We start from the raw sequence: 15,265 nt of genomic DNA, 5'->3' as shown, positions 1-15,265 counted from the left end.
GGGCCGCTTTGCGATACAAGGGGGCCGGCAATGGATAAAATCTGGTCCGTAACCCAACTCAATGAATATATCCAAGGACTCTTGGAGAATGCACCCCTGCTATCAGCCGTATGGATACAAGGGGAAATCTCTAACTACAAGCACCATACGTCGGGTCATATGTACTTTACTCTAAAAGATAAGGAAAGTACGGTCCGGGCGGTGATGTTTCGCGGCAAAAACCGCTTTCTCTCCTTCCGTCCGGAAAACGGATTGAATGTGATCATCCGCGGCCAGGTGTCTGTATATGCACGAGACGGCAACTATCAAATCTACGTTGATGAGATGGAGCCGGCCGGGCTGGGAGGCATCTTCCTCGCCCTGGAGCAAACGAAACGGCGCTTGGAGGCCGATGGGCTTTTTGCACAGGAGCGCAAACGTCCCCTTCCCCCTTTGCCGCGCAAAGTGGGCATCGTGACAGCTCCGACAGGTGCGGCCATCCGGGATCTTTTCGCGGTCATTCAACGGCGCTTCCCGGCGATGGATATCCTTTTCTCTCCAGCCATTGTGCAAGGAGAGGAGGCAGTCCCCAGCCTCCTCCGGGCGCTGCAGAGACTCGAAGGACTACCGGATGTGGATGTAGTCATCATCGGCCGGGGCGGAGGCTCTCGCGAAGATCTCTGGGCCTTCAACGATGAAGCTCTTTGCCGCGCGATCGCTGCGTTTCCCGTTCCGGTCATCTCGGCGGTAGGCCATGAGTCTGATGTTTCGCTTAGCGATCTAGTGGCCGATGTCCGGGCAGCTACGCCGTCGGCCGCTGCTGAACTGGCGGTACCGCTCTATGCCGCCTTGCAAGACAGAGTCAATGAATTAACGATACAACTGCAACGGACGATGATCGCACGGCTGGAGCGAGCCCGGCGAAATGTGGCTTCGCTGGAAAACCGGCCTTCCTTGTCCCAGCCGCTTCACCGTCTCCGTGTCCCTCGCCAGCGAGTCGATCAGTTCGAGGAGCGATTGCGCAGAGTCCTGTCGCCGACTCGGCTATCGATGATGCGTGGCCGCATCACAGACCTGGAGAAGCGGCTCAGTACGATGGGAGCGCCTCAACGGCTGCTACCGCGGCGGCAACGCCTGGAAGAGCTGCAACGTCAACTGGTGATGATCGCCCAAAAGGGACTTCAGGAAAGACGGAAAGAGTTGGCTTTGCAAGCGAGCCTCTTGGACGCGCTTAGCCCGCTCGCTGTCTTGGATCGCGGCTTTTCCCTCTGTATGGATCAAGATGGACGAGTCGTCCGTGACGCGAAAGAGATCGCGCCGGGAGACACTGTGGATATTGTCTTACATCGCGGCGAGCTGGCCTGCCGCGTGGAAGAAAGAAGGGAGAATCGTCGGTGGCAAATCAAAAGGGAAAGCCTGGACTAGCTTACGAAGCAGCGATTGCTCGCTTGGAAGAAGTGGTGCGGGCCTTGGAAACGGGCGAAGTCCCCTTGGATGATTCCTTAAAACTGTTTCAAGAAGGAATCGGCCTGGTCCGTCACTGTCACCTTCAGTTGGATGCCTATGAGGCAAAAGTACAAAAGCTCATAGAGTCACCGAAGGGTGTAACGATCATCGAAGAACCGGCTCAGCCGTCTGCCGAAACCACCGTCGCAGGCCTATTTGTATTGGAGGAGGGGGAATAAAGCTGTGAATCTCAAAGCCGAAATGAAGCTGATGATTCAACAGGTAGACGAGGCGCTCGGACGTTACCTTCCATCGGAAGAGACGTACCCAACTGTCATCCATAAAGCGATGCGCTACAGCATTTTCGCGGGCGGTAAACGCCTTCGCCCGATCCTGGTACTGGCCGGTTGCCGAGCCGTCGGCGGCGATGAAGAAAAGGTGCTGTCGGCCGCTTGCGCCTTAGAGATGATCCACACCTACTCGTTGATCCACGATGACCTACCGGCTATGGATGATGACGACCTGCGGCGGGGTATGCCGACGAATCACAAAGTCTTCGGAGAAGCTACCGCTGTCCTGGCTGGCGATGCCTTGTTGACAAGAGCTTTCGGTCTCGTCGCGGAGGAAGCCCTCCGGGAAGGCCATGAGCCGGCCCGGGTCCTGCAAGTGATCGCCGAACTCGCGGAAGCCTCCGGAACGATGGGCATGATTGGCGGACAAGTTGTCGATATGGAGTCGGAAAACCGGCAGATCGATTTATCGACCATGGAGTACATACATCGTCACAAAACAGGGGCGCTGATCCGTTCATCCCTGCGCATCGGCGCCATTTTAGGCGGCGGCACTGATGAAGAGATTCGTGCCTTATCGGAATACGGCGATTATCTGGGACTCGCCTTTCAGATCACCGACGACTTGCTCGACATCCAAGGAGATCAAGAGAAGATCGGTAAACCAGTGGGCAGCGACGAAAAGAACAACAAAGCGACCTACCCCTCTCTCCTCGGTATTGAAAAAGCCCAGGAAGAGGCCCGCCGGGTCGTTCAAGCGGCCCAAGAAAGCCTCCAGATGTTTGGGGAAATGGCGGACATATTGCGCGAGCTGGCCAAGTACTTACTGGTGCGAGAAAATTAGAATTAAAAAAAGCCCTATGAAACATTCGCATGCTTCATAGGGCTTTTTCCATTTGTTCATTTTTAAGGTCTTTTTAAAGATTACTGCGCCTGATTATTCTTCATCGGTCAAACGAAGCACAAACCCGTTTTGCTTCCCGAGGAACACCTTATCGCCATCCTTTAAGGGGAGAGACCCGACAAGTTTCTCTCCATCAGGGGAGTTGATAAAGGTTCCGTTGGTCGACATTTTATCGGTGACGATGATCGAATTGCGATCGAAAGGATCAGGTCCAATAAAGAGATGCTGCTTGGAGATGACCGGGTCTTTTAAGGCGATCTGGCAGGCAGAGGGATCTCGTCCAATCAAGAGACCTTTTTTAGGGATGACGTATTTACGTCCGGCTAACATGCCCGAAAAAAATTCGATGACCGGGATGACAGCGTTCTGTTGTTTTATCGATGCAACAGGGGAGGGGATTTTCTCTTGTCCTTTCCCGTTAGAATCATCCGTGGCAGCCGATTCTGTGAATGCCTTTGAATTGCTCATCCTATCAACGGAAGCATCCTGAATGGATCCAGAATCGCTGCTATCTGTACCAAGAGATGGTAATTCTGAAGCGGAAACGACCATATTATTATCTATAGGCGATTCATTGTTGGGAGAGTTTTTTTCTTCTTTCGAAATTAAGAACGAAATGGGGGATGAAGAAGCCTTTTGTTCTGAAGTCGATGAAGTGATATCTTCAGAATTGCTGGAAACGGTTCCTTTAGCGGAAGATTGCTTCCGTCGGCCTTTTTTGTACCTGATCCAGAGATAGGTACCACCTACGGCAGCTATGAGCAGGGTGATCACACTATGCAGGATGAAGTCAGGCCAGTAAATCCGGTCATCACCGTTTTCCAGACGGGCTTTCGCGTCGGCTAACATTGCTTTTGCCGGGCCGTGGTGAGGAAACATATCGAGCACATCGTCCAGAATGGAAATGGCTTTTGACGTATACCCTTGGTTATACATGGAGAGGGCTTTGGCATAAACCGACGTGGTGTCAGAGGCCTTGTTCGATTGACCTGCTTTCTGCAGGGCCTCCAGCACAGCCTGGCTGTTGACCATGGGGTACAATCCGGTCCCCTTTGCCGTTTTCCCAGCTAATCCGACGATACGACCATCATCGGTGACGACAGGTCCGCTGGCAGCGGCAGGTGCTAAGGTCGCTTCGATGTCCAGTAGAGAACCGTAGGCTTCTTTTCCTTTTCCCGTCTTCGATGAGACGATGGTGCCGGGATTTTCAGCGACTTCTGTAACTGTTCCTGGTGTCAATAAGGCCGTTGGAGCGGCATTGCCCGGGAAGCCGATGACTGTGGCCGTTTTGGACGAGTCCGATTCGCCAGCGGGACTCAGCAACATGGACGGCATTTTCTCGGCTTGAATTTTTACGACTGCCACTTCTTGGAGCGCGTCAAACTCTCGGTTGCTCGGGTATGATGTTACCGGAACGGGCTGTTCCACTTCGGCAGGTTCTTCTGCAGGCGTAGGAACGGGAGAAACACCCTCATCTTGCCGGGGTTCAACGCCTTCTTCTTTCACTGTTTTTGTGGTAGATGCCTTTGGACGATAAGAAACTACCGGTGCGTTGTTAAGGACAACTTCCTGCGGCGGGCTTCCTGCCCAAAGCAGTTGAAAATCGTACTTTTGTCCGTCCGACAAGAGCACCTGCTGGTACGTTTTGACTTCCTCCATCAGGGTCGTATTCTGGGCGATACCCAATCGTTCTGACTCGGAAAGGCGGCGTCCCACTTGCTTTTGCACTTCATCGAAAAAGCGGTCCGCGAGAGCTTGCCGGATGCTGGTCTGATCCTTTTTCAGCAGATCGACGATGCGCGATGAAGTGACGATCACTCCGTCTGGATTGACGACCAAGCCGGAAGCAACCCCGCCGACGGCGATAGGCCAGGCTCGGTCAGAGAAGCGGAAAGTGGCTGTGGCTCCCGCTTGGACTTCAACAACAGCCGGCTTAGTGACATCGACGCCGGAAACGTTGGAGGGGAACGATTCCCCTGCGTGAGCAATCTCTGGGTACCCCATTTGACATAAAAGGACAAATGCTAACATGATACCCATGATTTGCCGGAATAACCTTGACGACGTATGCAATTTATACTAACCTCCTGTCCCAAACGGTCACTCGTTTCGACACGAACTGCCCGATATCCTCCACTGACGGACTGGAAAAACGTTCAACATTCTTTGAAGGGCAGAATTTTTCATGATATAATCATGGACAGGTATGATGAAACGGGTGACGGTCATTCACAGTAGGGATGGCGTCCAAAAGGACAAAAAGTTCGGAGAGAAGGTGGCCGTTAACATGCCCCAGATTCTTAGCCAAATTCACAAACCTGCTGACTTACACAAGCTGACCTCAGCGGAGTTAGAGCAGCTATCCAAAGAAATTCGCGAGGTTATTATCGAGACCACATCGAACAACGGGGGTCATCTGGCACCAAACCTGGGTGTCGTCGAATTGACGCTGGCCCTACATCTGGTCTTTAAGACGCCAAAGGATAAAATCGTTTGGGACGTGGGACACCAATCCTATGTACACAAGCTCTTAACAGGTCGCTACAAGGAATTTTCCACGCTCCGACGGCACCGGGGCCTTGCTGGCTTTCCAAAGCGCTCTGAGAGCGAACACGATGTTTTTAATACGGGACACAGTTCTACATCTATCTCGGCCGCGCTGGGGTTTGCCTGCGCGCGCGACCTCCAAAAAGAAGACAGTTCTGTGATCGCTGTCATCGGCGACGGCGCGTTGACCGGCGGGATGGCCCTTGAAGCATTAAACCATGCTGGACATGTGCAGACCGATCTGATCGTGGTCCTTAACGATAACGAAAAATCGATCGCCGATAACGTCGGTGCCATGTCTACATACCTGACACGCATCCGCACCGATCCGAGATATTTCCGCAATAAAGAAGAGATGGAAGATGTTTTAAAACGCATACCTTCCATCGGCCCCCATGTGCTCAAGGTACTCGAGAAGATGAAAGACGGCCTGAAGAACTTGGTGGTGCCTGGTGTGCTTTTCGAAGAACTAGGTTACTCCTATCTAGGGCCGATTGACGGTCACAACCTGCAAGAACTGCGTGCTGTCTTGGCTAATGCCCGCCGGCTGAAAGGTCCTGTGCTTGTTCATGTGTTGACGAAAAAAGGGAAAGGATACGGGCCGGCCGAATCCAATCCCAGCCTCTTTCATGGGGTGGGCCCCTTTGATCGGGCCACCGGCAAAGTGCATAAGAGCGACGGTCCCCCGAGCTATACGCAAGTCTTCAGTGAGACACTGCTGAGATTGGCCCGGCAGGATGAACGCATCTTGTCCATCACTGCCGCCATGCCAGATGGTACCGGCTTAGGCGCTTTTGCCCGGAATTTCCCTTCCCGTTTTATTGATGTCGGGATCGCCGAACAGCACGCCGTGACCATGTCATCGGCGATGGCGCTGCAAGGATTTAAACCGGTCGTCGCTATTTACTCCACCTTTTTACAACGCGCTTATGACCAGGTGTTCCACGATGCTTGCTTGCACAAGGCACCTGTTGTCTTTGCGATCGATCGCGGCGGTATGGTGGGAGATGATGGCGAAACCCATCATGGTGTCTTCGATATGTCCTATTTACGGCATATTCCCGAATTGGTACACATGTCTCCGAAAGACGAAAACGAGCTTCAGCACATGCTCTATACGGCTGTCGAATATAATGGACCCATCGCCATCCGATATCCCCGTGGTGCTGGTGTCGGCGCCTCCCTGGACAAGGAGCTGACCCTCCTGCCCATCGGGAAGGGAGAAGTGCTTCGTCAGGGCACCGATGTGGCCATCATCGCCATCGGCAACATGGTCAGTATTGCCGAAGAGGCGGCGAACCAGCTGGAAGAGCAGGGCATTCGTGCTGCCGTAGTGAACGCCCGTTTTGTCAAACCCTTGGATGAAGAGCTGATTCTCAAGCTAGCCCGAGATATCGGGAAGATCATCACCATAGAAGAGCACATTCTGGCAGGTGGATTCGGCAGCGCCATTCTAGAGCTCTTTGAGGCCAAGAATGTCGATTGCAAGGTCAAGCGGATCGGCATCCCTGACGAATTCGTTCAGCATGGTTCGATTTCGATTCTCCGGGAAACATATGGACTGACAGTGGACAACTTGGCTCGTACGGCTCGGGAGATGCTGGACGGTGTCTCCTTGAGCCGAAAAAGAGGGCCCATGAAAATCGTTTGCCCTGGAGAATTACGATAGATGGCAGAAAAAAAGCGGCTCGATACACTGCTCGTGGACAAGGGCCTCATGCCGACGCGGGAAAAAGCCCGCGCAGCCGTCCTGGCCGGTCTGATCCAAGTGGATGGACGGCGGGTTGATAAGGCAGGCACCATGCTCCCGGAAGACGTACCGATTACGGTTACAGGCGACGCTTGCCCCTACGTGAGTCGTGGCGGATTCAAACTAGCCAAAGCGATCGAGTCTTTTCAACTCGATCTTAGGGGATACTCCGTTCTCGATGTGGGTGCCTCTACAGGGGGCTTCACGGATGTAGCCTTGAAAAACGGCGCTGCTAAGGTGATCGCCGTCGACGTGGGCTACGGACAACTGGCCTGGTCCCTGCGCAACGACCCCCGGGTTCGCTGTCTCGAGCGGACGAACATTCGTTATTTGACGGCAGAACAGTTGGGAGAAAAAGCCCAGGCTGCGACGATAGATGTGGCCTTCATTTCGCTGGAAAAGGTGCTGCCGGCCGTTGCTGAATTGATAGAGGAGCCCGGGTATGTGGTGGCCTTGATCAAGCCCCAGTTTGAAGCCGGTAAAGAGAAGGTCGGCAAAAAAGGGGTCGTCCGGGACCCAAAGGTACACCAGGAAGTGATCGAACGGCTCGTCTGTTGGACGCGAGAACGGCAGTGGTCCATCTTGGGCCTTGACTTCTCACCGATTACAGGGCCTGAAGGCAACATCGAATACCTGCTTTTGCTGCAAAAGCCGGGAATCGAACCGGTGAGGCCGATCCTCTTTTCCGATCACCTTAAAACTACCGAGGAAATCGCCGGTATCGTAAACAAAGCCCATGAAGCGGTGCGGTAAGGAACAATAAACGCAAATTTCGGTTTTGGCCGCCTCAGGAAAGAGGGGCCAAAACCGCCCGAAATGGACCCGACGGGGTCCTTTCTTTTTCGCGGTTTCTTGTCGATTCGGAGAATTCGGCAGGACAAGATCCAACCGGTGTAGAAAATGAATAGTTACCGGTGATATCTCTTTTGATGATGGAGGTTGCCGTGCCGGAAACGTTACATATGGATTCGTCACAGTTTGCGATGCTGCTGTTCATCGCCCTGATCGTAGGCGCAATGGTCTTCTCTTTTCTGCGACGGCTCTATGTTCAGTGGATCACCTACTGGCGGATGCGAGTCGGTCGTGTAGGGGAACAGCAAGCGGCCAAGCTATTAAAACAAGAAGGTTATTCTGTGATCAAAGCTCAACCAGCGGGGCGGATGACTATGCGTGTCGACGGCCGACCGGTGGAGATCTCTGTTCGTGCCGACTATCTCGTCACCGGAAAAGGCAAAACCTTTATCGCAGAGGTCAAGACAGGCGACCGGGCGCCCCGGCCAACTCATGGAGACACGCGGCGACAACTCCTCGAATACTCTTTGGTGTACCAAGTAGACGGAGTGCTGCTCGTTGATATGGCGGCGAAAAAGATCCACCGAATCGAGTTCGAATATGCTTCGTAAAGGAGGCTGAGCCTGTGCCTACCGTAGGAGTGGTCCTGAACGACGAAAAACCGCAAGCCCAAGAAGTAGCCGCAGAAATGGCCGCATGGTTGTCTGACAGGAACATAGCTATGGGAATTCCCTTGACGAAGGTGACCGAACTGGTGCAGTCCCCTTCCGAAGAACTGCGTTCCCGTTTACGTCAGCTCGACTGGGTCGTGGTCCTAGGGGGAGATGGAACACTTCTCAATACGGCACGCCTGGTGGCCCATTACGGCATACCGGTCTTGGGTGTCAACTTGGGACGTCTCGGCTTTTTGACAGAAATCGAGATTGGCGATCTCTTTCCTGCCTTGCAGCGCTTGATTGCCGGCGATTACCGGATTGAAGAGCGAATGATGCTGGAAGCTGTGTTAGTTCATCAAGACAAGTTCAGTGATCCCGTCTACGCCCTGAACGATGTCGTCATCACCAAAGGGGATCACCCGCGCATGATTCAGATGGAAGCGGCCGTCGGGAACGAAGTGGTGGGCAACTATGCCGCCGATGGACTGATCGTGGCTTCGCCGACGGGATCGACAGCCTATAACCTCTCCGCAGGGGGACCGATCGTTTCGCCGGAAATTCATGCCATGATTTTGACGCCCATCTGTCCCCATGCCATGGACGCTCGCCCGCTCGTCGTTCCACAGGACGAAACGATTCGGCTGACCGTGACGAACGCCCATGGTCATGCCGTGGTGACCGTGGACGGTCAGCCCGGATTGCCTATGCTTTGCGGAGATCAGGTGCTCGTCAAAAAAGCGCCCGTCACTTGCCGGCTCATCCGTCTGGCTGAACGGAGCTTCTTTCGAATATTACGCGAAAAAATGCGGCAGGGGAGGTAAACTGTGAACTCCCTCACATCAGCCGTGGCTTGGTCCCGGCGTTTCTTAACAGAGATAGTCCAACCTGGCGACTTCGTCATCGACGGGACAGCCGGAAACGGACAGGATACCTTATTTCTCGCGGAACAGGTCTTGCCGGGGGGAAAAGTTTGGGCCTTTGATATCCAGCAAAAGGCGATTGATGCCACAGCCGCCCGGCTGAAGCAGTCCGGCTACGAGGCAGCCCTCTGGTTGAACAACTTGGAAAGCGATGATGCGGAACTAAGTTCCCTGAACCAACCAGCACAAGTCATGGAACCTACGGCAGAGAATGGATGCCTCTCATCATCGGAAATATGCCTCTTTAGATGCGATCACAGCCGACTGGCTGCCTTGCTCAAAGCGAAGGATCATCCTCCCCTAAAAGGTGCCATCTTTAATCTAGGTTACCTTCCTGGAGGCGATCACACAGTGGTGACGCAAGCGGAGACAACGGTGGCTGCGCTAGAGGCTCTCGCAGAGGAATTGGCTTTTGGGGGAAGAATCGTCGTTGTAGTCTATGTAGGCCATGAAGGAGCCGAAGGGGAGGCTGCCGCCGTCGACAATTGGTGGAGAAACTTGTCTCCGAAAGCTTGGGATACCGTCTCTATCCAATACCCGAACCGGACCGGACGACCGCCTTATGTGCTGGTCGCGGAAAAAAAGCCACTCAAAGGCGGGTGTCGCTAACTTGAAGAGTAAACGTCATCGGGCTATCCTTGACGTCATCAACAGTGAGATCATCAGCACGCAGGAAGAATTAGCCCAACGGCTGCGTGATCGAGGGATAGAAGTTACCCAGGCGACCGTTTCTCGAGACATCAAAGAACTGGGACTGTTCAAAGTCCCCGTCAGTAAGGATGAATCTCGTTACGCGGCCCCGGGAGAATCGGCCCCTCATCCTGTTCCCGATCGTTTGCGACGTCTGCTTCGAGATACGGTGACCCATGTCGATTACAGCCTCAACATCGTCGTCGTCCGTACCCTTCCCGGTCATGCCCATGCTGTTGCGGCTGCGATCGATCACAGTCAGTGGACCGAAATCATCGGCACCGTAGCCGGTGACGACACCATCTTCATCGTCGTCAAACCGGTAGAAGCTGTGGAAGGACTCGTCGATAAAATTACAGGCTGGCTCAATGAAGAAGAGGAGCGGTAAGGGGGGAAGCTTATGCTGGAAAGACTTCGAGTGGAAAACTTCGCTCTCATCGAGGAAGCGGAATTAGAACTGTCTCCCGGGATGAATCTGCTGACCGGGGAGACCGGTGCCGGGAAATCCTTGATCATTGACGCCGTCGGTTTGCTCATCGGTGGACGTTCGATGCCCGATGTGGTTCGCAGCGGTGCTGAGAAAGCTCGGATCGAAGGACTTTTCCGGATCGATGAGAGGGAGAGCGATCTTTGCCGGGAAGTAGCGGAACTCGGCGTCGATGTGGACGATGACGACAGCCTCTTATTGACGCGGGAAATCACTAAAGCTGGCAAGAGTGTCTGCCGAATCAACGGACGCAGTGTGCCCTTATCGCTCTTTCGAGAAGTGGGAGGACGCCTTGTGGACCTGCAGGGGCAGCATGAGCAGCAATCCCTGATGAACCCGCGCAAACACCGCCTTCTGTTGGATCGTCTGTCTGGCGTCGATGGGGAAAAAATTCTCCGTGCCGTCGAAGGGGCCTACCGAGCCTTGGAAGAGGTGGAGGAGGAACTGAAACGGCTTCAAAAAGATGAGCGGGATCGCATCCAGCGCCAAGACATGCTCGCCTTCCAAGTCGAAGAAATCGACTCGGCGGCCCTTGTGGACGGTGAAGAGGATGAGCTGGAGCAGGAGCGAAAACGGCTGCAAAACATGGAAAAACTGATGGCTCAGGCCAATGGCGCTTATGAGTCCCTTTTCGGGGGACAGGGAGCCGGAGTCTTGGACTTGCTCGATAAAGCCCGCACAGCTATCGAAGAAGCGGCTGCCTTCGATAAGGCTTTAGCCGAATTGTCGCAAAATCTGGAAGCCGCCTATTATCAGGTGGAAGATGTGGCGCAGCGGATGCGAGACTACCGGGAGGATTTGGAGTTTCAACCGGGACGGCTCGAGGAAGTGGACGACCGCCTCGATCTGTTGCGACGGATGAAGCGAAAATATGGTGGTTCTACCGTAGAAATCCTGGCTTATCTGGAACAGGCCCGGCAGGAATTAAAAGAGTTGGAGAACCGGGACGAGCGGATGGCCGAGTTGTTGGCTTTACGGGATCAACGGACGAAGAAATATGCCGAGGAGGCCCGAAAGCTATCGTCCTTACGTCAAAAGATGGCCAAGCAGTTGGAAAAGTCCATCGATAAGGAACTGGCCTTCCTCGGCATGAACCGAGCTAAATTAGAGGTGCGCTTAGATCCTCGCACAGAACCCTCTGCTACAGGCGCTGAAGACGTGGAGTTTTTGTTTACGCCAAACCCTGGCGAACCGCCCAAACCATTAGCGAAGATTGCTTCCGGCGGCGAAATGGGACGTATACTCTTAGCCTTCAAGACGCTTCTGGCTAAAGTGGAAGGGATACCTTCCCTAATTTTCGACGAAATCGATGCCGGTATCGGTGGACAAGCTCTGCAGGCTGTGGCCCAAAAGATGGCTCAAGTGGCGGAAGATGTGCAGGTGATTTGCGTGACCCATGCGCCCCAACTGGCAGCCTATGCGGACAACCATTTCTTGATTCAAAAGGTTCTACGAGGTCAGCGAACCATCACCAAAATCGTCAATCTTGACGAAAGCGCTCGCGTCAAAGAATTGGCCCGCATGCTCGGCGGTGACGGAGCGAGCCAGCTTACCCATAGCCATGCCGAGGAAATGTTTGCCCGGGCGAAGAAAAGCTCCTAATGAGCAGAGGCAATCTAAAGACGGTGACTTTTCCCTGAACGTTACGTTATTGATGATACATAGCGGTTCTGATTCGTAAATGATGGTTTCGGAAAGATGGCTGGATTATAGTTTGGAAATTTCCAGTATAAAAAGCGACCCTGCATGAAATAGCGGGGTCGCTTTATTCATTGGCTGCCTTATTGGCTCGACTGGCAGGGCTTTTCGGGATAACCACGGGTTAGCGGGATATGGCGCCTCGCTCGGGAAAAGCTAGAGACGCCCCGCTAAATGACCGTTCCCGAGCCAAGCTTGACCAAGGAGGTGGCGAATGTCTACAGAACGTGTAAAACACGTCCTGGGAATATTGTTAGCTCTGCTGTTGGTTACGGGCAGCCTGACTGATGAAGCCTTAAGCCTTTGGTTCTCGCCTTCTCAACTGCGGACAACTGTAGGAGAGGAAATCCCTATCCAACGGATGTTCTCCCAAAATGTCTTGCGCCATGTGACCATGGACGTTCAGCGATCGGCCGTTCCTAACATTCATCCCTCCTCACAAGCACTCTCCGATGAAGCGGCGAACCAATTTACCGCCGTATCACCAGCGAATGCCACAGAGGAGCCAGGAAGGCTGAATCTGACCTTGCGGTTTCTCGGTCTTATCCCTATGAAAAACATCGTTGTCGATGTCCTGCCACCGATGCAGCTTCTTCCCGGAGGCCATTCCATCGGAGTCATGCTTCACTCGCAAGGGGTTATTGTGGTCGGGCAAGCGCCCATCATCGATGAACAGGGCCAGAAGCATTACCCTGGAAAGGACGCCGGGATTCAAGTGGGCGATACCATTTTCAAGGTTAGCGGACAACCGGTCAAAAGTGACGCCGAATTGGCCCGGATTATCGATGAAGCGGGACAAAGCGGAAAAAAAGTGGACATGGAACTGTCCCGCAATGGTCAAATGTTTCAGGCAACCGTCGAACCCGTACGCTGCGGAGAAACGAAACGACATCGCATCGGCTTATACGTTCGGGACCGGGCATCCGGGGTAGGTACGTTGACCTTCTATGAACCGCAGTCAAAAACCTATGGAGCTTTAGGACATGTCATCAATGATGCCGACACGAACCAGCGCATCGATGTAGCTGACGGTAAAATCGTCCCCGCTCTAGTCAAGTCGATCCAACAGGGAAAACGAGGTGCCCCCGGTGAGAAAGTAGGAACCTTTCAGGAAGACAACCCCGCCTATACCGGAAACATCCAGCACAACACCACTGTGGGCATCTTCGGACGATTAGAAGGGAATTTGGAGAACCCTCACTATCCGAATGTACTTCCGATCGCCTTATCGGCACAAGTCGAAGAAGGACCGGCAGAGATCATCACCGTCGTTGAAGGAGATAAGCTCGAGCGTTTTCAAATCGTCATCGATCGGATCATGCCTCATCGTACCGACGGCAAGGGCCTTGTCATCCGTGTGACCGATCCTCGTCTGCTCAACATTACTGGTGGAATCATCCAAGGTATGAGCGGAAGTCCGATTATTCAAAATGGAAAAATCGTCGGAGCCGTGACCCATGTTTTTATCAATCAGCCTTCTACAGGCTATGGCGTCTTAATAGAGAAAATGCTTGAGGAAGCGGGACTTTGGAAAGCAGGGATGCAACAAGTGGGGACTTTGCCATTTTGGCGAAGTCCTTATTTTTTGTCGGTTCGTCCTTTAAAGTGTATTCAATCGACGGATATAAAATTCTGCGCATAATTGTGGTACATTAACAATTAGAATTAACAAAGAACAGCAAGCGACAGCGTTTGTGGAAAAATTTGTCACATCTAAGCGCTTTTTTACGAACGATTTTCCAAGGATTGAAGAAGGATATCCATAGGCCTTGTCGAAAAGCTATGTGCAGTGAAAAAGCTGGGAGGCGGAACAGAAAATGTTAAATAACATTCGAGTGATTGTTGCTGATGATAACAAAGAATTCTGTGATATTCTTCGAGACTACATAAGTCAACAAGAAGACATGGAATTAGTCGGAGTAGCGAATAACGGACAAGATGCGATTAAACTGATCCAACAGGAAGAGCCCGATTTGATAATTCTCGATATTATCATGCCCCATTTAGATGGCATCGGCGTTTTGGAGTGTATGATCGGACTGAGCCTCCAACATCGTCCGAGGACCATCATTTTAACAGCTTTTGGTCAGGAGTCGATGACACAGCGGGCCGTTCAATTGGGGGCTGATTATTACATTCTCAAACCCTTTGATTTGGAGATCTTGGGGAACCGCATTCGCCAGCTCGTTACCGGAAGCAGCAACAATACCCCCGTCGTCACGCCGCCTCCTGTGATCGCACCTCCTTCTCGTCCTCGAAACATGGATGTGGAGGTAACCAATATCATCCATCAAATGGGCGTCCCGGCTCATAATTAAAGGCTATCAGTATTTGCGTGATGCCATCCTTATGGTTATCAGCGAGGTCAGCCTGCTTGGTGCCGTAACGAAAGAGTTATATCCCATGATAGCGACAAAGTATATGACGACTCCTTCTCGGGTGGAGCGAGCGATTCGACATGCGATAGAGTTAGCCTGGGATCGGGGAAATGTCGAGATGATGTCCAAGTTCTTCGGCTACACGATCAATCTCGAGCGGGGAAAACCGACTAATTCCGAGTTCATCGCGATGGTGGCAGACAAGCTTCGATTGGGACAGAAAGTGGGTTAGTTCCGCAAAGAAAATCCAGAAATACTTGGGACCGTATAGAAACTTTATTCTTTCGAATTTCCACCAGGAAAATAATATGATGATAATCTCAAAGAATGTTTTCTTAATCTAAATAGAATAGGTGTCTAATCAATTCTTAGGTTTTATATATTCCGTCATAATTACTCATTTGAATAAATAGTTAAACTGCCACAAAAACCTATTTAAAACGTAAGCTTTAATATAGATTACAATACACCCTGCTTTAACGGTTGGGTGTATTTGCTATTTTATAGAACAACCCTAAACATGAAATATACAATCGTATAAAAATAATTTTTTTCGCAGTTCCTGATACTTCCATTTGAATTCAAAGAAAACAATTGAAGAAAGTAGATGAAAGATAAGAAGTATGGGTTTGTATTAAGATTTTTTATTTTCTGGGGAAGGAGAACCTTAAACGAATGGCGAATAAAAGCTTAACAAATTATCGATAAAACCTGTCGTGGTGCCATGA

12 protein-coding genes and 1 pseudogene are annotated in these 15,265 nt (G+C 52.2%); 12 read left to right on the top strand and 1 reads right to left on the bottom strand.

What is annotated here, in order from left to right:
• Positions 1–30: 30 nt before the first annotated feature.
• From xseA to GJ688_RS10075, 3 genes are read left to right on the top strand one after another with little or no spacing between them, the layout of a single operon-like run.
• Positions 31–1,404: an exodeoxyribonuclease VII large subunit gene (gene xseA, locus GJ688_RS10085; protein WP_155476429.1), complete on the top strand. Its 1,374-nt coding sequence runs from the start codon at positions 31–33 to the stop codon at positions 1,402–1,404.
• Positions 1,374–1,664, top strand: coding sequence for an exodeoxyribonuclease VII small subunit (xseB, locus tag GJ688_RS10080; protein WP_170291854.1), 291 nt, complete (start codon positions 1,374–1,376; stop codon positions 1,662–1,664). Before xseA ends, xseB begins: the two co-directional genes overlap by 31 nt.
• Before the next feature lie 4 nt (positions 1,665–1,668).
• Positions 1,669–2,559, top strand: a complete 891-nt coding sequence (locus GJ688_RS10075; RefSeq protein WP_328597350.1) for a polyprenyl synthetase family protein — start codon at positions 1,669–1,671, stop codon at positions 2,557–2,559.
• A 93-nt stretch (positions 2,560–2,652) separates the two neighbouring features.
• Here the strand turns inward: GJ688_RS10075 and GJ688_RS10070 are convergent, their stop codons facing one another.
• Entirely contained in the window at positions 2,653–4,692 is a 2,040-nt protein-coding gene (locus GJ688_RS10070) for an FHA domain-containing protein (protein ID WP_155476427.1), read from the bottom strand.
• A 214-nt stretch (positions 4,693–4,906) separates the two neighbouring features.
• On the opposite strand from GJ688_RS10070, the gene dxs reads away from it, so the two are divergent.
• The 9 genes and pseudogenes from dxs (at position 4,907) to spo0A (ending at position 14,769) form a co-directional block, all read left to right on the top strand.
• Positions 4,907–6,835, top strand: coding sequence for a 1-deoxy-D-xylulose-5-phosphate synthase (gene dxs / locus GJ688_RS10065; RefSeq protein ID WP_155476499.1), 1,929 nt, complete (start codon positions 4,907–4,909; stop codon positions 6,833–6,835).
• Positions 6,836–7,669: a TlyA family RNA methyltransferase gene (locus GJ688_RS10060; RefSeq protein WP_155476426.1), complete on the top strand. Its 834-nt coding sequence runs from the start codon at positions 6,836–6,838 to the stop codon at positions 7,667–7,669.
• Between the two features lie 176 nt (positions 7,670–7,845).
• Positions 7,846–8,319, top strand: coding sequence for a hypothetical protein (locus GJ688_RS10055; RefSeq protein ID WP_155476425.1), 474 nt, complete (start codon positions 7,846–7,848; stop codon positions 8,317–8,319).
• Positions 8,320–8,333: 14 nt separating this feature from the next.
• Complete coding sequence (locus tag GJ688_RS10050; RefSeq protein WP_155476424.1) at positions 8,334–9,185, top strand: NAD(+)/NADH kinase; 852 nt, start codon at positions 8,334–8,336, stop codon at positions 9,183–9,185.
• A gap of 3 nt (positions 9,186–9,188) precedes the next feature.
• Positions 9,189–9,893 (top strand): class I SAM-dependent methyltransferase, encoded by a 705-nt coding sequence (locus tag GJ688_RS10045; protein ID WP_155476423.1) that lies wholly within the window; start codon positions 9,189–9,191, stop codon positions 9,891–9,893.
• A 1-nt stretch (position 9,894) separates the two neighbouring features.
• Positions 9,895–10,362 (top strand): arginine repressor, encoded by a 468-nt coding sequence (argR, locus tag GJ688_RS10040; protein WP_155476422.1) that lies wholly within the window; start codon positions 9,895–9,897, stop codon positions 10,360–10,362.
• 12 nt (positions 10,363–10,374) lie between these two features.
• Complete coding sequence (gene recN / locus GJ688_RS10035; RefSeq protein WP_155476421.1) at positions 10,375–12,063, top strand: DNA repair protein RecN; 1,689 nt, start codon at positions 10,375–10,377, stop codon at positions 12,061–12,063.
• A gap of 310 nt (positions 12,064–12,373) precedes the next feature.
• Positions 12,374–13,801 (top strand): SpoIVB peptidase, encoded by a 1,428-nt coding sequence (gene spoIVB / locus GJ688_RS10030; RefSeq protein ID WP_155476420.1) that lies wholly within the window; start codon positions 12,374–12,376, stop codon positions 13,799–13,801.
• Positions 13,802–13,976: 175 nt separating this feature from the next.
• Positions 13,977–14,769 (top strand): annotated as a pseudogene (spo0A, locus tag GJ688_RS10025) (sporulation transcription factor Spo0A).
• The last annotated feature ends 496 nt before the right edge of the window (positions 14,770–15,265 follow it).

The organism is Heliobacterium mobile (assembly GCF_009720735.1).
GTDB lineage: Bacteria > Bacillota > Desulfitobacteriia > Heliobacteriales > Heliobacteriaceae > Heliobacterium > Heliobacterium mobile.
This window is presented reverse-complemented; position numbering and strand designations above follow the sequence as displayed.